Source organism: Alkalihalobacillus pseudalcaliphilus, assembly GCF_028610675.1.
GTDB lineage: Bacteria > Bacillota > Bacilli > Bacillales > Bacillaceae_D > Alkalihalobacillus > Alkalihalobacillus pseudalcaliphilus.
Genome location: NZ_JAQQWS010000003.1, coordinates 100,582 through 120,569 on the forward strand (window position 1 = coordinate 100,582; position 19,988 = coordinate 120,569).

Here is a 19,988-nt window from a genome sequence, read left to right on the forward strand (position 1 = left end):
CCCTCCTTATGTAGCATATTTTATTTTTGGATTAAGCAAGCTATACAATAAATCGACCACTAAATTCACCATGATAAAATAGAAAGAAAACAATAATAATAAAGCTTGAATGGTCGGATAATCTCTAAATCCAATTGAATCAATGAGAAGACGCCCCATTCCAGGAAAATTAAATACGGTTTCCACAACAACAGATCCACCTAATAAAAATCCAAATTGTAAACCTGTAATCGTCACAACTGGAATCATTGAATTACGTAAGGCATGCTTAGGAATAAGGATCGATTCCTTTAATCCCTTTGCCCTTGCAGTTCGAATAAAGTCAGCCTTTAATGTATCTAGTAATGCCGAGCGTGTAAACCTGGCAACCATAGCCATAATTCCAGCTCCTAATGCTATTGATGGAAGAACATACCCTTGCCAAGTATTTAATCCACCTGTTGGTAACCATCCCAACTGCACAGAGAATAGCTGAATAAGTAATAACCCTAACCAAAAATTTGGTAGCGATAAACCTGAAACAGCCGTTATCATACCGACATAATCTGGCCATTTATTTTTAAAAACTGCTGACACCGTTCCAATGATTAAACCAAATAGCAAAGCCCAGCCCATACTAGCAATCGTTAAATATAAGGATGGTAAAAATCGTGTACTTATCATGGAAGAAACTTCGTGGCCTGTCACTAATGATTGCCCTAAATCTCCTCGAAAGAGGCCTCCCATATAATCCCCATATTGCTTCCAAACTGGTTGATCCAATCCAAGATTTGCTCTAATCTGAGCGACTTCTTCTAAAGAAGCATCCGGACCAGCTACTAATCTAGCTGGGTCTCCCGGAATTAGATGCGTAAAGAAGAAGATGATGATGGAGACAACAAAAAGGATTGGAATAGTTTCTAATAATCTTTTACCTATATAAGCAAGCACTGTCCCATTCCCCCTTGTTGATTTGGCATTTTTTATTTTTTGATTTCTGCTTCACGTACTTCAACCGCACCTGATGATAAATTATATATACCGTCCACTTCCGCTCGTTTTCCTCCACTTACTACACCCTCAGCTAAGAAAATCCATGGAGCATCTTCGTATATTTGCTTTTGAATCTTTGAATATAATTCCTTCTGCTCTTCTGGGTCAGCAGAGGTTCGAGCCGCATTAATCCATTCAGTTACTTCTTCATTGACATAATAAGCAGAATTAGCACCCGCTGGAGGAAACATTTGACTTGAGAATAAGGGACGAATCGCATGATCAGTATCGTTAGGAGAAGCCGCCCAGGTTACATACCACATGTCTACTTCTGCATCGTCTGGATTTTCTGCCCCATAAATCTTCTCCGAAAGTGTTCCTTCTTCCATTGACATCACTTCAACCTCAATACCAACAGCACCAAGCTGTTGTTGGATAAATTGCATCGCCCTCATATTATCTGAAGAAGTATTTCCCCAAATCGTCGTGTTAAATCCATCTGCATAACCAGCTTCTGCAAGCAATTCTTTTGCTTTTTCTGGATTAAATTCATATAGACCTTGAGACTCATAATGTTTCGTTTGTTTCGTAATAATCGAGTCCAATGGATTTCCTAACCCTGATTTAACGACATTAATAAACGCCTCATTATCAATGGCATGATTAATTGCCTGCCTTACCTTAGGGTTATTAAAAGGTTCTTTATTAGTGTTCATCGTCACATAATTTTGTATAGTTGATGGAGTAAGCTCCACAGTAAAGTCATCTGTGCTATCAGCTTCTGACATGTTTTGTTCTGGATATGGAAATATAAAATCTGCCTCACCCGTTTTTAATAAAGCTAATCGAGTTCCATTTTCAGGTGTCGGCCGATACTCAACACCTGCAACCTTTGGTAAACCTTCTTCCCAATAATTATCATAAGCTTCAACAACTAATGAACTTCCTTGATCCCAAGAAACAAACTTAAAGGGACCTGTTCCAATTGGATTCTTAGAAATTTCATCATCGGATAACTTAAGCGATTCACTACTAATCATTTGTGAAGTAGCAAACTTATCTAACATTGAACTATATGGATTCTTTAAAATAACTTTAATTTCATAATCTCCTGTAACAATCGTTTCATCCACAAATTCAAAACTTCGATTTGCTCGAATTCCATTGTCTTGGTTAGTCATCCGGTCAATATTTGCCTTTGCAACTTCTGCATTAAAGTCAGTTCCATCGTGGAAAGTCACACCTTCCCGCAATTGGAATGTATACTCTAAACCATCCTCACTTATCGAATGGTCAGTTGCTAACACATGGATAATGCCTCCATCTTTATCAAGCCCTAATAACCCTTCAAACATCGAACGCTGTGCTGTTCTAGAATTGGCATCACCCGTATTTTGAGGGTCCATTGATAAAAAGTTCTGTGCAACGGCTACGACGATATTTCGTTCAGAACTTGTCGTTGCTTTGTCATCACTACTATCTCCTTCTGAATGTGAATCACCGCTCGACTCATCAGTACCACCACATGAAGCTAAAAATAAGATCAATACAAAGCTAAGTAATCCTAAATACCACTTGCCCTTCATCAAAAATCCCCCTTTTTCGACTAATTATTAATTCCAGTGAAAAAAATATTTAATGAATAAGGCGATGAATCACCTCAAAACTTAACTTAATAACAATATTATTCAGAAAATAAAGATAAGTCAAGCGAGATTTTTAACTTGCTGTTAAAAATCTTTAATAAAAATACTAGTCCTAATGCTAAGAAACTCTCACATCTGAAAATTGAACTGTCCTAATGAAACCCAACCTTTTACAACAGCCATATATTTTATACAATAACAAATGCTCAATAATTTACCTCCTGTTATGTTTTTAATTTGTTATAAAGCGTTGCTACCGAAATTCCTAATCTCTTGGCGGCCATTCTTTTCCCTTCCATATCGTTAGGATAATCTTTTAAAATTTCTGATATAATGTCTCTTTCCATCTTTTTCATCATTTTCGGCAAAGACTCTATTTGTTGAAACGATGAATATGTTTGGAGAGATTTCTGGTGAAGGTGCTGTGGTAAATGTTCCTTTTTTAAAATCCTCCCTTCCATCATACTAATAACGTACTGTGCTGTATTTTTTAACTCTCTTACATTACCTGGCCAATTATATTCAAGCAGAATAGCTAATACCTCATCCGTCATCTCAATATCATTTTCCATGTCAACAACTGAATTTAAGAGAAAGTGCTTAAATAACAAAGGAATATCCTCTTTTCTTTGTCTCAAAGAAGGAATGTTTAACTGAATGACACAAAACCGATAAAATAAATCATCACGAAATAATCCTTTTTTTATTAAATCACGCAAGTTTTGATTCGTTGCTGCAATAATTCGTGTATCAATAGAACGTTCTCTCACCGAGCCTAATTTCCGAATTTTGCCTTCCTGTAATACTCGTAATAATTTGCTTTGAAGTGATAATGGCAGTTCACCTATTTCATCAAGAAATAAGGTACCTTGGTGAGCGATTTCGAATAATCCCATTTTCCCTTCGTTTTTTGCACTTGTAAAAGCTCCTTTTTCATAACCAAAAAGTTCGCTTTCCACTAAATCCTTCGGAATCGTTGCACAATTAATGGGGACAAATGGCTGCTTAGCTCTCTCACTCGCCTTATGAATCGCCTGTGCAAATAACTCTTTTCCGGTACCGCTTTCACCCGTTATTAATACAGAAAATGGGACACTTGCTGCTTTTTTGGCGCTCTCCACCATTTCAGTTAATCCACGGTCAAATCCTATTATGGATTCAAAATGATGATGAACCTGATAACTTGAATGCACCTTTCTCTCTAACTGCTCAATTTTTATTCTTTGCGAGGTTATTTCCTTTTGTAACTCATTTACCTCTTCTTTCCCTTTGCACACAGAAACAGCACCAATTACCTTTCCATCTTCGTAAATCGGTGCCATATCAACAAAATACTCTCTATTGCCAACCTGTCGATAAACGCCAATTCTTACTTGCTCATCATTTAATGTCCTAACTAATTTCGCTTGTGGACGGACATCTATTAAATACTTTCCAATGATTTCGTTCTTTTTAACACCTGTAATCGCTTCATATTCCTTATTTACCATTACGACTATACCTCGATTATCAATAACCAAAATACCATCCTGTATAGAATTAAAGATATTTTTAAGCTCCATTTACACTACCTCATTTCTAAAAGCTTTTTTCATTATAAACCCATTTCAAAATTATTAGAATTTAATTCTAAATATTTAGAAATTTTAAGACTCCTTCTAACTCCTCCGTGTCTTCACGTATTTTTTAGTTGGCGCAATTTTTGCATTTATAATGACAACAACAAACAAAGAGGTGAAACCATGAAAAGTATTCGTATCGGTACCGGGGCCGGTTATGCAGGTGATCGAATAGATGCAGCTATTCATTTAATTAAGAAAGGGGAACTAGACTATTTAGTGCTTGAGTGTTTAGCTGAACGAACAACTGCATTAGCAAACCTGAAAAGGAAAGCGGATTCATCAAAAGGATACGGGCCATTTTTACATGAAAGAATGGTACAATTATTACCTTTATGTCAACAATACGGCGTTACACTTATTACTAATATTGGAGCAGCTAACCCAGAGGCAGCAGTACATGAAACAAATAAAATTGCTTCTGACCTGTCTTTATCTGGGCTCAAAATAGTTGGCGTATCTGGTTCAAACGTACTTGAACAGATCATAAAAGAAAATGTTGATATTTGGGAAACAGGTTCGAAAGTTTCTGAAGTGGAAGCAGAAATTGTTTCAGCAGATGCTTATTTAGGAGTAGAGGCGATTATTCCCGCTTTGGAGCAACTAGCAAATGTCATTATTACAGGGCGAGTAGCTGATCCTTCCTTGTTTTTAGCACCTATGATACATGAATTGAAGTGGGCACATGATGATTGGCATCTGTTAGGTCAAGGTACTATATGTGCACACCTACTAGAGTGTGGTGCTCAAGTAACTGGTGGATATTATGCCGATGGTTACAAAAAACAAATACAAAATCTCTCAAAGGTAGGGATGCCAATTGTTGAAATGTTCGAAGACGGCACAGGGATTATTTCTAAAACCCCAGACAGTGGTGGTGAGGTTTCGGTTTCCACATGTAAAGAACAACTCCTTTACGAAGTAATGAATCCAGCGGAATATATAACCCCGGATGTCATTGCTGACTTTTCAGAAGTCGAATTTTTAGAGCTTGCAAAAGATCAAATCCAAGTATTAGGAGGCACAGGGAAACCAAAAACCGACACTCTGAAAGTGACTATTGGCGTTGACAAAGGTTTTATTGGTGAAAGCTTTATCGCATATGGTGGTCACCATGCTCTAGAAAGAGCCGAAATAGCGAAGCAAATAATTGAGGAACGATTACACGCACATCCCGATGATTATCTGGAATTGAAGTTTGACTTTATAGGCTGTAATTCACTTTACCATCAGGGTACTTATAACATCCCATATGAATTACTGCTTCGTGTTTCAGGTAGAACGAAAACAATCAAAGCAGCAAGTAAAATTGGTGAAGAGGTGGAGGCTCTATGGCTTAATGGTCCAGGTGGACCAGGTGGCGTTCGTTCCTTTACTCGTCCGATTATTTCTGCGTATTCAGCCTTGTTGCACCGCTCATTCATACAATCAAAAACTTTTATACTAGAGGTGAAATAAATGGTACAGAGTGTTCCATTATTTGAAATCGCTCACGCACGATCTGGAGATAAGGGCGAACTAACAACTTTAACTCTTTTTGCTTATCAAGATCAGGACTATAAATTACTCCAAGAACAAGTGACAGAAGAAATGATAAAAAAGCATTTTACATCAATTGGTATTCAAAAAATAGAGAGATATGAATTACCAAAAATAGTAGCGCTCCATTTTGTTTTACACAAAACAAGACCAAATGGAGTTGCTGCGACCTTAGAGTTTGATGCACATGGAAAATCCTTGTCTTGGTATGCATTAGAACTAGAAATTGAACTTTCAGAATAAAAAAAACTCATAAAATAAACTTGGAGGAGGTAGAGTTATGATAGCTTTATTAGGATTTTTAACGATTGGTATATTTCTATATACCATTCTCTTAAAAAAGTTATCCGTTATTGTAGCCTTAGTATTTATCCCTACTATTTTTGGTTTAATTGGTGGGTTCGGTGCTAATATAGGTACTTATATGTTAGAAGGTTTGATGCTTGTAGCACCTACTGGTATTATGCTTGGCTTTGCGATTCTGTACTTTGGTGTTATGAATAGTGCTGGAATGTTTGATCCTATTCTTTCTAGAATCCTTAAGGTAGTAAAAGGCGATCCTCTAAAAGTGGTGATTGGCACATTAATTTTTGCTGTAATTGCTCAGCTTGACGGTTCTGGAGCATCAACATTTCTTATCGTTATACCCGCACTATTGCCACTTTATGATAAGTTAGGGATGAGTCGCCTTGTCTTAGCTGGAGTCGTTGGACTTGGTGCAGGACTAATGAATATTATGCCTTGGGGTGGCCCTACTGCTCGGGCTGGAAGTGCATTAGGCATTGACCCTAGTGAAATTTTCATTCCATTACTTCCTTCTATAGGTGTAGGTTTAATTTGGTTATTTTTTGTTGCCTACTGGATTGGAAAAAAAGAAAGGAAAAGGGTTGGTATTCAATCTGTTAAATATAGTATTGATTCAGATTTAACGGAAGAACAAAAAAGATTAAAGCGGCCCAAATTATTTATTCCTAACGTTCTCCTAACCATCATTACGTTAGTTACACTTGTTATGCAGTGGCTTCCACTTCCTGTAATCTTTATTATTTCATTTGTCCTAGCTTTACTTTTGAATTACCCAAATGTTAAGGACCAAATGTATCAAGTTGAACTCCAAGCGAAGGGTATGATTTCAGTCATAACTATCATCTTCTCAGCTGGAATTTTCACAGGCATTCTCACTGGTACAGGTATGATTGAAGCCATGGCTGTAACACTTGTGTCTATTATTCCTGATCAAATCGGTGGTTCTCTCCCTGGATTAATTGCTCTTATTAGTATGCCATTAAGCCTTGTTTTTACACCGGATGCTTATTACTATGGGGTCATGCCAATATTAGCTCACTCTGCAGATTTATATGGAGTACCACCAATAGAAGTGGCTCAAGCATCAGTTTTAGGACAAATGACGGTCGGCTTTCCCCTTAGTCCCTTAACTGCTTCTACTTTCCTATTAATTGGGTTAGCACAGGTTGAATTAGGTGACCATCAGAAATTTATGTTTAAGTGGGCTTTTCTAACTACGATTGTAATGGCAATTTTTGCGATTTTGACAGGGGTTATTTCAGCTTGGTAACAGACATAAAAGTGTACGAGAACCTATATCTTGTACACTTTCTTTAATTATTATTATTAAAATAAGAACCCACACACCTTTATTTGGTACTTTAATATTTGAGGGCTTATGTATATCGGCACCGATGTTTTCCTCTCCCGCACTCCGTGTCCATATTCTTTATTTTACGATAACTTAATAAAAAAAGAGTGATTATTACTTTTCATTTTTCAAAGTGAGGGAACAGTTTCACAATGGAAGAAGCAATCAATCGTTTAGTTAAACCAAAGAGCATTCATACTTATGAATGGCTCTTTGCTCTTGATGAAGTTAATCAAAGTATACTTTTAGTGTCTTTTATTCTTTCACACAACTCCCTGCTCCCTCAATCTCTCAATGACAGACTTCAATCCACTACTCTCTCGATTTAAGCATTGCTTAATCCGATAAATTAAATTAGAACGAGCATTATGTTCAATGTTAATTGTTTCATATGAGTCGCCATCATACACTCGAATTGCGACACGAAACCGCTGCACGTAGGATTCAATTTCCCTCGGTGTACATATGTCCTCAAAGAAATCCATACACTCTTCGACGGTATTAAGTGAAAGTATTGCCTTATAAAGCTGTTCCTTATTTCGTTTGTGCATATTGTCTTTATCGATAAGGTTTTTATCCATAAGACTCTCCCCCAGCCGGAAATTAACTAAATTTTTATTGTTGTTGCAACGAACTCTGGCTTCCATCCTTTACTTTTTCGCTATAGCGAATCGAAATTCCTGTATAACCATAAAAAATCGCAAGTAGAGATGCGCTCATACACATACGCTTACATAAATAAAGTAATAAAGCACATATGAAAGAGGAGCGTAAGGTGTGCTTCCTTACGCTCTATTTCACGATGTATAACCATTAATCTTTCTTATCTATCCAGCTATATTTATACGCAGTTTGCTCGTAATAATGGGCTTTTTTGACAACTTTTAATGGCCTAAATGTATCGACCATAACCGCTAGCTCAAGCGTCTCTTTTTTGCCAATACTGCCTTCCGCTTTTCCAGGATGTGGACCATGTGGAATGCCTGAAGGATGTAGCGTCACCGAGCCTTCACTGACACCTTTGCGACTCATAAAGTTCCCTTTTACATAATAAAGAACTTCGTCACTATCAACATTGCTATGATAATAGGGTGCAGGGATCGCCTCTGGGTGATAGTCATACATTCTTGGAACAAAAGAACAAATGACAAAGTTATTCGCTTCAAATGTTTGATGAATCGGCGGCGGCATATGAACTCTTCCTGTAATTGGTTCAAAATCTGCTACATTAAATGTATAAGGAAACAAATAACCATCCCAGCCGATAACATCTAATGGATGATGATCGAACTGATGTGAATGCATATAACCTCGCGACTTCGTTCGCACCTCAAAATGCCCTTTTTCAAGATGGGTCTCTAACTTCTCCGGTCCGTGGAAATCACGCTCACAAAATGGACTATGCTCCAGCAATTGACCATGTGCATTTCGATAACGTTTCGGTGTCGTAATCCAACTATTCGTTTCAATGACTAAGAATTTCTGCTCTTCATCATTTGGTACAACACGATAAATCGTACCAATTGGCAACACAATGTAATCACCTGGCTTATACGGCAAAGTTCCGAATGTCGTTTCTACTTTCCCTGACCCATAATGGACAAAAAGAACTTCATCCCCATCACCATTCCGATAAAAATAATCCATGTCTTTACTTGGATTCACAACACCAATGAGCACATCTTCATTACCGAGTAAATACTCTCTCCCCATCACCGCATCGCTTTTTTCTTGATATTGATGTGAGTAGAGATGACGCGGGGATAGCACTTGCTGTTCTTCATATTCAATTGCACAACTCCCGATCAATTCGGCCTCTGTCATTGCCGTTGGTGAATTATGGTGGTAAAGAATAGACTGAATACCAGAAAATCCCTTAGTACCCATCACTTGCTCCCGAAAAAGTTCTCCATTCTCCTGACGAAAAACGGTATGTCTTTTTGCTGGTATTTTCCCCATTTGTTTGTAAAAAGGCATTGGAACGCTCCTTTCTTATCACTTTCATTTTAAAATTCTTTACATTTCTAAAGCTGGTGCTATTTTCGCTCTAACTTCTCCAAAACCGACACGGTAACCATTTCCTTGGCAATATCCTGTCATGACGACTTCATCATCATCTTCAAGCCAGACTCGTTTATCACCATTTGAAAATGTAATCGGCTCTTCACCACGCCAAGTCCGTTCTAATAAACAACCACGCTCAGACTTTTCTGGTCCGCTTATTGTTCCAGAAGCCAAGAGATCTCCTGCTCTTAAGTTACAGCCATTAATGGTGTGATGACTCATTTGCTGAGCCATACTCCAGTACATATACTTGAAATTGGTCGAAATAAACGTTTCTATTGATTCCATCGTGCTCCCTTTTAAAGAAACATCTAACTGAATATCAAAGGCTGCCGCCTTCTTATGCTCTAAATATGATAAAGGGGTAGGTTCCTGCTTTGGGCCTTGAACTCGAAAAGGCTCTAACGCATCCATTGGTACAACCCATGGAGAAATTGATGTAGCGAAGCTTTTTGCTAAAAATGGACCTAACGGCTGATACTCCCATGCCTGTATATCACGAGCACTCCAATCATTGACAAGCACCAAACCAAATATTTTTTCTTCCGCTTCTTCTAATCGAATTGGCTCACCCGAAACATTTCCATGACCAACAAACCAACCAAGCTCTAACTCAAAATCAAGTTGTTTAGATGGACCAAAAATGGGGAACTCGTGTCCAGGGGGTTTCATTTGCCCGTTAGGTCTTCGTACTTCCGTACCACTAACAACGACAGAGCTTGCTCGCCCATGATAACCAACAGGCAGATGTGTCCAATTAGGCATTAATGCCTGATCTTTCCCACGAAACATCGACCCTACATTGGTCGCGTGTTCCTTAGAAGCATAGAAATCAGTATAATCGCCGATTTCAACGGGTAACAAAAGTTCGACGGCATCTATTTTGGTAAAAGCTCTTTCTCTTAGCTCCATATCATCACGTAAGCTAGCTTCTCCCTCATCCAATAGTTGCTGAAGCTGCTTTCGTATCGCTTTCCAAACAGTCGAACCTGCTTCCATCATTGCATTTAAATAACGTTGTCTAAAAATCGAGCTATCATCTTGTTCACCTTCTATTTTTAATAGCCCCGACTCATGTAAAACGGCTAAATCTAGAACATAATCTCCAATTGCTACACCAACTCGAGGCTCCTCATCCTTTTGTTTACGAAAAATTCCATAAGGTAAATTTTGAATCGGAAAATGACTCCCCTTTTCCACTTGGATAAATGATTTTTGCACCAAATAACCTCCTATTCTATAAGATTTTTAAATCTTGAAGGTCAATACGAGGTTCATCAAAACTACATGTTCCAAATGAAAAAATATCCCGCTCGCGTAAAACCTTCATCTCTTCTACCGTTAAAAAATAATCCTTCCAGCTTACATGTTCTTGATCAAATGTAAAATGTGCTGGATCCTCATCAGCGATGATTTGCTCAAGCTCAAAAGGTGTCAAATTGAACTTTCGAACGAGCAAGCTCCCAATAAAAACATTAAGGAAACCATGCATCTTAGCATCTACCTCATCCCTATACATACGAATTGGATGATGCAGACCTGCCGTAAATTTCTGTGGCACCCGATACTGCTTTGCTAATGTAAGCACACTTGAAACTTGTTCGACAGTAGGAAAATCTGCTTTATTTAGACCACCCATTCGAAACTTCAAACCTAGTTCCTTTTCCACCGATTTGTTTGACTGAGCTATCAAAGAAACGGTTTCTGTCAAACTTTGCAGCCATGTTGGGCCAAACGGAACTGTGGGTTCACAAAAAAGCTGGATATGATATTGACTAGAAAGTGAGGCTAACCGTTTGACAAATGCTTTACTTGGAACAGCTGGGGGTAAGGGTTGCTCTAACACGCCTACTTGGATGACACCATTACTTTGATTCACATAATCAAAACATTGATGTACATGCTCAAGTAATTGTGATAAGCTTTCCTCTTCCGTGTTGGCTCGTTGCCCTGTTACAGCTATTCTTAATGGTATTCCTTTAGAAAAACCATTAAGAAAGGGGGTGAGCTCTCCTACCCTTTGAATGGGAATGATAAACCGACTTAGCATCCATTCATCCTTCTCATCAACATACTGCTTATAATTTTGTAACGCCTGCCAAAGAGAAAGATTTGCCGGCGGAAAAAGGCCGGCATAATCCATTATTTGTTGTAAAAATACTTGTACACTAGATGGGTACTCTAACTTTTTACGTGTCATAGATCGATTCCCTAATCAAATATTGCCACGGCGTTCTTGCTCTCGTTCAATGGATTCAAATAACGCCTTAAAGTTCCCCTCACCGAAACCTCTTGCCCCTTTTCTTTGAATGATTTCAATAAATAGGGTTGGACGATCAACAATTGGTTTCGTAAATATTTGTAAGAGATAACCTTCATCATCTCGGTCGACCAGAATATTTAGTTCACGAAGCTTTTTAACATCCTCGTCGATATCACCAACTCGAGCAATGAGATCCTCATAATACGTATCAGGCGTTTGTAAAAACTCCACTCCGTTGTCGCGAAGGTGACGAACGGTCGTAATAATATCATTGGTTAATACAGCTAAATGTTGGACGCCTGGTCCATTATAAAAATCTAAGTACTCCTCAATTTGTGATTTACGTTTTCCTTCTGCTGGTTCATTAATCGGGAATTTTATTCTACCAGTCCCATTCATCATCACTTTTGACATTAACGCAGAGTATTCAGTTGAAATATCTTCATCATCAAAGTGCTTAAGAACATTAAATCCAAAAACTTTCTCATAATAATTCGTCCATTCTTCCATACGCTCAACATTTCCAACGACATGATCGATTCCAACAATACCCGTTGATGCAGAAAAGTTAGGTCCGTCATAAGGCTCATAGCCAGGCAAGAAGAAACCCTTATACTCTTCACATTCCACTAACGTATGAATCGTATCCCCATAAGTACCAATAACCGCTTTTTTCACGTAACCGCTTTCATCTTTTTCTACCCAAGGTTCTGCGATTGGGATTCCTCCACGTTCAATCGCTCCAAAGTAAGCTTTATCGACATCCGTTACTTTCAAGCTGATATCTTTTACCCCTTCACCATGTTTCTTCACAAAATGAGCAACCATTGTATCTTCAGATAATGTGCCTGTAATGATGAGTCGAATAGCTCCTTGTTCTAATACATAGGACACGGTTTCACGACTTCCTGTTTCCAAACCACGGTACCCTTTAATTTCAAATCCAAATGCCTGACAAAAATAATAGGCGGATTGCTTTGCATTACCTACAAATAGCTCTAAATGATGGAAGCTTTCAACTGGAAAGATATCCTCCGTCATTTGATCAGCAGCCGTTACCTTTTCTTTTTCCATTTTTTATTCCTCCTTCTATCATTTAACTTACTCAAAATATAATAGCTGGAAAAAATCGATGCAAACACCTCCTTTTAAGCTTCTCTCCTTTAATGGAGGAAGGTATGGCCTTCCCTTCACTCTAGGCGCTTTTCCTACCTTAATATAAAGTGAGTGCCGACAAGATTTCGACTGTCACCACCCATGTACGGTAAATCAATAATGCGTTTAAGCTTTCAAATTGATCCTTGCAACACTTTCTACTCAACTACTATACTCATTTCAAAATCACCTACTATAAAGGAGGCGTAATCATTGGAAGTCAAAATTTGTCCAAACAATACAGCCTCTAAATCAACTTGGTTAAAAGACCAATTGAGTCAACATTCAGAGCTGACTATTACAAACCGTCGCTGCCTTAATTACTGCGGACAATGTATCGTCGAAGTCTTTTGTATCATTAATCAACAAAACATCGCCAGTGACAGTAGCGAAAATCTATACCCCAAAATAAGAAATATGTTGAAAGCTACCAAGGATAACGACCGAAAAGACCAAAAAACAAGTTAATTGTCAAAAAAGTATGAAAGCAGAATCACGCTTTTTGAGGAGGATTTAATATGGATAAAACTTATACATCAGAGGTACAACCAAAAGATTTAGACGTTTCCTTTGACTTATTCAAAAAAATGCAAGCACACGAACAAGTTGTTTTTTGTAACGACCCAAAAACAGGACTGAAAGCGATTATTGCCATCCATAACACGACTCTTGGACCCGCTTTAGGCGGAACAAGAATGCGAAATTACTCAACGTTTGAAGAAGCTTTGGAAGATGTTTTACGTTTATCCGAAGGGATGACCTATAAATGTGCCGCAGCAGATGTAGACTTCGGAGGCGGTAAAGCGGTCATTATTGGTGACCCCGAAAAAGACAAAACACCTGAGCTCTTTCGTGCCTACGGTCAATTCGTCGAATCATTAAATGGACGTTTTTACACGGGAACCGATATGGGGACAACATTAGACGATTTTGTACATTCCTATAAAGAAACAACGTGTATTGCCGGATTACCTGAAGAATATGATGGTGGCGGCGAGACTTCGATTCCTACTGCTTTCGGTGTATTATGTAGTATCAGAGCAGCCGCTCAAATGATGTGGCAAGATGAGTCATTAGTAGGTCGCCGCTTTGCCATTCAAGGCTTAGGAAAGGTTGGTTTTAAAGTGGCCGAACATCTTTTACATGAAGGGGCAGATATTATCGTAGCTGATGTGAGTTCAGAGCGAAAATTGGAAATTCAAGCACTCGCCTTACAATTAGGGAAGTCCATTCAAATCGTTGAAAATGAGGAAATTTATAACGTAGATGCGGATATGTTTGTTCCATGTGCCATTGGTGGCATTATTAACGAACAAACGATTGAGCAGCTCCAAGTAAAAGCGATTGTAGGAGCAGCCAATAATCAACTATTACACATTGATTTGGCCACAATCTTAAAAGAAAAAGGGATCCTTTATGCTCCAGACTATGCTGTAAGCTGTGGAGGCATTATTCAAGTAACCGATGAATTATATGGACCTAACAAAAAAAGAGTAGCCGCCAAAACGAAAGAAATCTACTCCCTCCTATTAAATATCTTTTTAGAAGCGGAAAAACAAAACATAACCACCGTTGAAGCTGCAAATCAAATTTGTGTCGAACGTATCGAAGCAAGAAAAGAGCGAAATAGCTTCTTTTCACCACGCAAGCGAAGAAAATGGCAAATTAGACATTAACATTTACATCATCACGAAAATAAGATGTCACCTACTTACGAGTGGAGACATCTTTTTATTGTTAATCGGCCATTTATAGCTGACGTCGATATTTTAATACGACATCTATAGGCTCCTCATTGTTTTTTTCTGACGGTATTTCAGTTTGAAACTCAAATCCACGCCTTATAAAAAGGAATAGCTTTCATATTACCTCAACCATTTCGAACCCCCTCCTTTTACTCACCTGACTCCATAAATACTTCATGCTTTTGATGAAAACCATCAGCAATGATCGTTGCCTCCATATTGTTTCGATTAACAGCAATTGGCTCTAGTAATACAGCAGGTACTTCGATTTTTCCATTATTCACTTTCTCATCTGTTACAATTTTTGTTCCTTCTGCTAGCTGTAAAGCAAGTTCTGCTGCCTCATAAGCCAAAATGGGAATGGGTTTATAGACCGTCATGGTTTGTGTGCCTTCGATGATTCTTTGTGCAGCAGCCAAATCCGCATCTTGTCCAGCAACAGCAACTTCACCAGCTAAACCCCATTGCTCTAATGCTTGAATAACGCCACCTGCTGTTGCATCATTAGCCGCTATAACCGCATCAATCTCTCCTCCATTCGCCTCTAATGCTGCGAGCATATTCGTATAGGCGTGTTCAGGCTCCCAATCATCCGTCCACTGGTCATACACAACAGTAATATCTCCTTTCTGAATAAAGGGTTTTAGAACGTCAAATACTCCCTTTTTAAGTAAATGGGCATTATAATCTGTCGACGCACCTCCGATATAGACATAATTACCACTTGGAACTATCGATGTTAGTGCCTTTGCTTGAAGTTTCCCAACCTCCTCATTATCGAAGGAAACATATAAATCGATGTCAGCATTTTTGACAAGTCGGTCATAGGAAAGAACTTTAATTCCAGACATATGAGCTTTATTCACAATCGCCGCGGTTGCCTCAGCGTTATTAGGTACTAAAACAAGGACATCCACACCTTGACTAATTAATGTCTCCGCTTGATAAACTTGAATCGTATCATCTACATTTGCTGTTGTAATTTCAACTTCTGCCCCTAGAATCTCAATGGCTTCTTTAAATAAGTCACGATCTCGATACCAGCGCTCCTCTTCTAAAGTATCCATTGAAAATCCAATTCGAAAAGGCTCTAAATTAATCGTTTCTTCCTGTTCCTTCACTATGTCAATTTCTTTTTCCGATGACGGTAGTACGTCCACTCTCGGACTTTGACAAGCACTTAAACAAATCAGAGCAAGAACCTGTACCAGTATTCCTATGGAAAACCTTATACTTTTTACCATCTCACCTCCTCCTACACTTTGCTCGTTATAGAGCGATTCCTATACTCTTTAGGGGAAATATGGCACACTTTTTTAAACACTTTGCTGAAGTAATTCGGGTCATGATAACCAACCTCAATGGCAATCTCCTTAATACTTTTATCGATATCTGCTAACATTTTTTTCGCCTTATTAATCCGGCATTCTGTCAGAAAATCGATATAGTTCATCTTTAGTTTTTCTTTAAACATCTTACTTATATAAATGGGACTTAGGTTCACCTTCCGACCTAACGTTTCTAAAGAGATATCTTGCTCAGAATGTTCGATGATATACTGTTTGATTTTGTAAATCGTATCCGCCTCGAGTCGCTCAATATGTTTTTGATAATTGTTTTGCATCATCTCTAAAAGAATAATCGTTTCCTTCCTTAACTCCTGATAATGTTGCGTTTGATAAGAGAAATAGGGTGTCGCATTTTCTATTCCCATATCAGCAAGTATTCTAGTACTGAGCCACATAATCTCTAAGATCCTCTGTTGCGTGTGATGGAGCGAAGTCCCTTTACCCTCATATCGATTAATCAAACTCATAATCATCTGTTTAGCTTCAGCCCATTGCCCCGTCCGTACACTCTCGGCTAATATTTCCATCGTTCTCTTTCCTTCTTGATTATCAACTTTTTCTTCGAGCGACGTAACATCCAAATAAAAACGATATTTCGCAGTGAGCTGCGGGCCACTAGATGCCATTAAAGCTTCATGATAAGAGTCAATTAATTCGGTAAACGACGTACACTCTGTGCCTATCCCAATAAACCAATGACCATCTTTACTTTGGTTCCGCTGCTCTAAAATAGCTCTAGCTAGATTCACAGCCTGACTTCGATAAGTTTGCTGCTCATTACGGAAAATAATGATTGGGAACTGGTTCGCATGCAAAGCCCCAACAAGGCCGATCCCCCCCCCTCTTATTTGAGCTTTGACTCTTTTATATCCTGATAACTTCTGATCTGGAAGCCTTATAACAACAACAAACGTTTCTTGAATGATTTCCATTTGAAGCCACTCTAACAACATATGAATATGCATTTCTTGAACTTCGTCTGAAAGTAATTGTGTTACAATATCCGTTTCAATATGTGTCAATGCTTGCTCAAAAGCCCATTGATGCTTCTTATCTTGGTGTTTCTTTTCATAATCGAGTTCTATTCCCTTTATGACCCTCGCTATCGTTTCCGTGATTTCCTTGGCCGTGCTTGGTTTCAATAAATAATCCTTCACACCTAACTGTAAAGCTTGCTTCGCGTATTCAAACGTGTCAAAAGCCGTAACCATAATGAAAGTTGTGGATATCACTTTCTGGATAAGTCGAATAGCCTCAATACCCGTTATTCCAGGCATTTTAATGTCCATCAGTATCAGGTCAAACTGAATCTCATGGCACATTTCTACCGCTTGCTTCCCATTTTTTGCTTGATGATACTGGAACTGAGGAAATGCTCTACTTAAAATGGCTATCATAGCTTCACGTTCAATGTGTTCATCATCAACGATTAATAGCTTCACATTGTGCTCCCCCTTCACATCCTACTTTTAATCGAATGACTGTCCCTCTCCGACAATGACTTTCAATATCGATGACATCCCGATATCCATAAAACAATCGCAACCTTTTCACTACATTCATAAAGCCAATACCAGTTGAATGACCGATAGAAGGCGTAATTTCTTCATTCATAATTTGTTTGATTGTCGATTCTGACATACCTGGACCATTATCTTCAATTTCAATAAAAATCTCTTCAGCCGAACGAAAGACACGTAACCAAATGGTTCCACCCTCTTCATTTGGTTCAATCGCATGAATCACAGCATTTTCAATGATTGGCTGTAAGGTTAAAACTGGAATACTTTTATTGAAACAGCTTGGATCAATCTCGGTCTCAAGACGCAAACGCTCTTTAAACCGAGTTTTTTGAATATGCATATATTGTTCAATGACACCTATTTCTTCTCTAATGGTGACAGCACGGTCAATTTGCTTAAGATTATATCGTAATAACCCAGCAACACTTACTAACAAATCACTCGTTTCTTCTGCCCCTTCGAGATACGCTTTTTTGGACATAATATTTAATGTATTAAATAAAAAATGAGGCTGAATTTGACTTTGTAAGCTTCTAAATTGACTTTCTTTTAGTAGAATCCGATTCTCTTGCAGTTCACTCTCTAAGGATGCTTTCTCTTTAATTTCATGAAATAAGTTATTAATATTGACCCTCATACGTTCAAATGTTTTTGCTAGAAAGGCCATTTCATCTTTCGTTTCGACTTCAATTCTCGTATCGAAAATTCCATTAGATAAATCGTTAGCTGCTTTCGTTAACTTCTGAACCGGCTTAGTAATACTTGAGGATAGTAAGTATGAGATTAATAGAAATGCACAGGAACTGAGCAATAAAAACCAAAGCCCTAACTGAAAAAAATCTTCAGACTGCTCGATCATGCCTCGATAGATGGGTGCATAGCTATTTAATTCTTGGTCAATTAAAGCAAGCGTTTGTTCAGATAAATACGTTGAAATTCGACTCGCTTCTGAGAATTCATAAGCTGCCCCCTCCGCATCTTGATCCTCCATAAATATAAGTAAACGCTCCATCGTTTCCAAAAAGCTATCAATCATATTCACATAATTCGTTAAAGCAAATTGATTCTCCTTATTTCTTAGCGTTAAGACTTCTTCTTTTTGCTTATCTAATGATTCCTGACTTACTTGCAGTTGCTCTAGTGAAACCGACGTTGGCATAATCATATAATTATTTGCATCAATGATAACTTGCTGACTAGCACGAGAAACTTCATTCATACTAATATAGCGTTGCAAAATATCGTTATATTGATCCTGTGTTTTTTGATGAAATACAGAAAGTGCGATCCAAAAGACTACCATAATTACGAGAGCGATAGATGCTAACATCATTATTTTCTTTTGAATAGTGTTCATTTTTTCACTTCAGCTTTCTTTATGTTAATCCCTGTAAAATAACCTTCAATATCTAGCGGTACCGTTTCACCGTGGATCCACTCTAGCATCAATTGCACACTTTTTCTCCCCATCTTTTCCGGCTCTTGTTCAACAAGCCCATCTAACTTTCCTTGCTCAAATAAATTAAGAGTTTCTGGTCCATCATCAAAGGAGTAAAGGAAATAGGAATTAAGCTGGGAACGACGTTCAATCTCTTGAATCATTGCACCTACATAGGCTGCATTTAAAATGATAAAAGCATCTGCCGTTGGCTGATCATTCAAAACTTGTTGAGTAATCGAGATAACATCCTCCCGCTTTTCAGGTGTTTGAGCATGCTTAATCTGAATATGTTCGTAGTTTCCCAGTACAGCTTCAATGCCTCGTAAGCGTTCCTTTTGGTAAAACTCGACTTGGCTATCGTACACAAGAATGACATCTCCCTTTGCTCCCATATCAGCTACAAGTTGACGGGCGATAAGTTCACCTGCTTCATATTGGTCCGAGCCGACATATGTTCTGCGCAAACTTTCTGTCATCGGTACATCATTGGCAATCGTAATAATAGGGATGCCGTAAAATGACGCTTTAAATTTTGCCAGTTGATAAAACTCCTCAGAATCTAACCCTTGAACGATAATGCCATCCACCTTGGAATGAATAGCAATTTCAAATTTTCTGAAGAAATCATCGTCATTATTCCCTAAACTTCCCCAGATCTCAAGTTCAACATTAGATTGCTCCGCTTCATCTAGAGCACCCTCTCCTACTTTTTCCCAAAAGGGTGTGTCTAAATCATGGGTAATCACTACAATTCGTAGTTGTTCCCCATCCGAGGATACAGCATCTGGAAATTGCCACTTTGGAACAAAGACTCGTTCAGCCGAAACATATGTAAAATAAAATAAAGTGATAAGAATGAAGCTTAGCCCCAGCATCGTCAGCACTTTTTTCATGTCGTCCAAATTCCCCTCTTTTCATAAGATAGCTACATCTTAACACCAATTTAAGTATGTACCAATAGCGACATGAGCACATATAGACCTTCACTATTAGAGCAGTGAAAGTCTACGTATTT

At 38.3% G+C, this 19,988-nt stretch carries 17 protein-coding genes; 5 read left to right on the plus strand and 12 right to left on the minus strand.

The window, feature by feature from the left end:
* Positions 1–6: 6 nt before the first annotated feature.
* From PQ479_RS09005 to PQ479_RS09015, 3 genes are all read right to left on the minus strand, one after another.
* Complete coding sequence (locus PQ479_RS09005) at positions 7–930, minus strand: ABC transporter permease subunit (protein ID WP_047989882.1); 924 nt, start codon at positions 928–930, stop codon at positions 7–9.
* A 32-nt stretch (positions 931–962) separates the two neighbouring features.
* Positions 963–2,558, minus strand: coding sequence for a glutathione ABC transporter substrate-binding protein (locus PQ479_RS09010; protein WP_047989883.1), 1,596 nt, complete (start codon positions 2,556–2,558; stop codon positions 963–965).
* A 284-nt stretch (positions 2,559–2,842) separates the two neighbouring features.
* On the minus strand, positions 2,843–4,180 hold the full coding sequence (locus PQ479_RS09015) for a sigma-54 interaction domain-containing protein (protein WP_047989884.1): 1,338 nt from the start codon (positions 4,178–4,180) through the stop codon (positions 2,843–2,845).
* A gap of 180 nt (positions 4,181–4,360) precedes the next feature.
* Here PQ479_RS09015 and PQ479_RS09020 point away from each other — a divergent pair, with 180 nt between their 5' ends.
* From PQ479_RS09020 to PQ479_RS09030, 3 genes are read left to right on the plus strand one after another with little or no spacing between them, the layout of a single operon-like run.
* Positions 4,361–5,695 (plus strand): acyclic terpene utilization AtuA family protein, encoded by a 1,335-nt coding sequence (locus tag PQ479_RS09020; protein WP_047989885.1) that lies wholly within the window; start codon positions 4,361–4,363, stop codon positions 5,693–5,695.
* Positions 5,696–6,019 (plus strand): AtuA-related protein, encoded by a 324-nt coding sequence (locus PQ479_RS09025; RefSeq protein WP_047989886.1) that lies wholly within the window; start codon positions 5,696–5,698, stop codon positions 6,017–6,019.
* A 37-nt stretch (positions 6,020–6,056) separates the two neighbouring features.
* Positions 6,057–7,352 (plus strand): CitMHS family transporter, encoded by a 1,296-nt coding sequence (locus tag PQ479_RS09030; RefSeq protein ID WP_047989887.1) that lies wholly within the window; start codon positions 6,057–6,059, stop codon positions 7,350–7,352.
* A 344-nt stretch (positions 7,353–7,696) separates the two neighbouring features.
* Here PQ479_RS09030 and PQ479_RS09035 read toward each other — a convergent pair whose 3' ends face one another.
* From PQ479_RS09035 to hppD, 5 genes are all read right to left on the minus strand, one after another.
* Positions 7,697–8,014, minus strand: coding sequence for a YerC/YecD family TrpR-related protein (locus PQ479_RS09035; RefSeq protein ID WP_273716942.1), 318 nt, complete (start codon positions 8,012–8,014; stop codon positions 7,697–7,699).
* A 232-nt stretch (positions 8,015–8,246) separates the two neighbouring features.
* Positions 8,247–9,410, minus strand: a complete 1,164-nt coding sequence (locus PQ479_RS09040; RefSeq protein ID WP_047989888.1) for a homogentisate 1,2-dioxygenase — start codon at positions 9,408–9,410, stop codon at positions 8,247–8,249.
* Between the two features lie 39 nt (positions 9,411–9,449).
* Complete coding sequence (gene fahA / locus PQ479_RS09045) at positions 9,450–10,718, minus strand: fumarylacetoacetase (RefSeq protein ID WP_047989889.1); 1,269 nt, start codon at positions 10,716–10,718, stop codon at positions 9,450–9,452.
* Positions 10,719–10,734: 16 nt separating this feature from the next.
* On the minus strand, positions 10,735–11,697 hold the full coding sequence (locus PQ479_RS09050) for a hypothetical protein (protein WP_047989890.1): 963 nt from the start codon (positions 11,695–11,697) through the stop codon (positions 10,735–10,737).
* A 15-nt stretch (positions 11,698–11,712) separates the two neighbouring features.
* A complete protein-coding gene (gene hppD / locus PQ479_RS09055) occupies positions 11,713–12,834 on the minus strand; it encodes a 4-hydroxyphenylpyruvate dioxygenase (RefSeq protein WP_047989891.1) in 1,122 nt (373 codons plus the stop codon).
* A 294-nt stretch (positions 12,835–13,128) separates the two neighbouring features.
* On the opposite strand from hppD, the gene PQ479_RS09060 reads away from it, so the two are divergent.
* Entirely contained in the window at positions 13,129–13,383 is a 255-nt protein-coding gene (locus PQ479_RS09060; protein ID WP_047989892.1) for a DUF1450 domain-containing protein, read from the plus strand.
* A gap of 50 nt (positions 13,384–13,433) precedes the next feature.
* On the plus strand, positions 13,434–14,591 hold the full coding sequence (locus tag PQ479_RS09065) for a Leu/Phe/Val dehydrogenase (RefSeq protein ID WP_047989893.1): 1,158 nt from the start codon (positions 13,434–13,436) through the stop codon (positions 14,589–14,591).
* A 218-nt stretch (positions 14,592–14,809) separates the two neighbouring features.
* Here PQ479_RS09065 and PQ479_RS09070 read toward each other — a convergent pair whose 3' ends face one another.
* From PQ479_RS09070 to PQ479_RS09085, 4 genes are read right to left on the minus strand one after another with little or no spacing between them, the layout of a single operon-like run.
* Entirely contained in the window at positions 14,810–15,904 is a 1,095-nt protein-coding gene (locus PQ479_RS09070; RefSeq protein WP_047989894.1) for a D-xylose ABC transporter substrate-binding protein, read from the minus strand.
* 11 nt (positions 15,905–15,915) lie between these two features.
* A complete protein-coding gene (locus tag PQ479_RS09075) occupies positions 15,916–17,451 on the minus strand; it encodes a response regulator (protein ID WP_273716943.1) in 1,536 nt (511 codons plus the stop codon).
* A complete protein-coding gene (locus PQ479_RS09080; RefSeq protein WP_047989895.1) occupies positions 17,432–18,889 on the minus strand; it encodes a sensor histidine kinase in 1,458 nt (485 codons plus the stop codon). Before PQ479_RS09080 ends, PQ479_RS09075 begins: the two co-directional genes overlap by 20 nt.
* Positions 18,886–19,866: a sugar ABC transporter substrate-binding protein gene (locus tag PQ479_RS09085; protein WP_047989896.1), complete on the minus strand. Its 981-nt coding sequence runs from the start codon at positions 19,864–19,866 to the stop codon at positions 18,886–18,888. The genes PQ479_RS09080 and PQ479_RS09085 overlap by 4 nt, the downstream gene beginning before the upstream one ends.
* Positions 19,867–19,988: the final 122 nt, after the last annotated feature.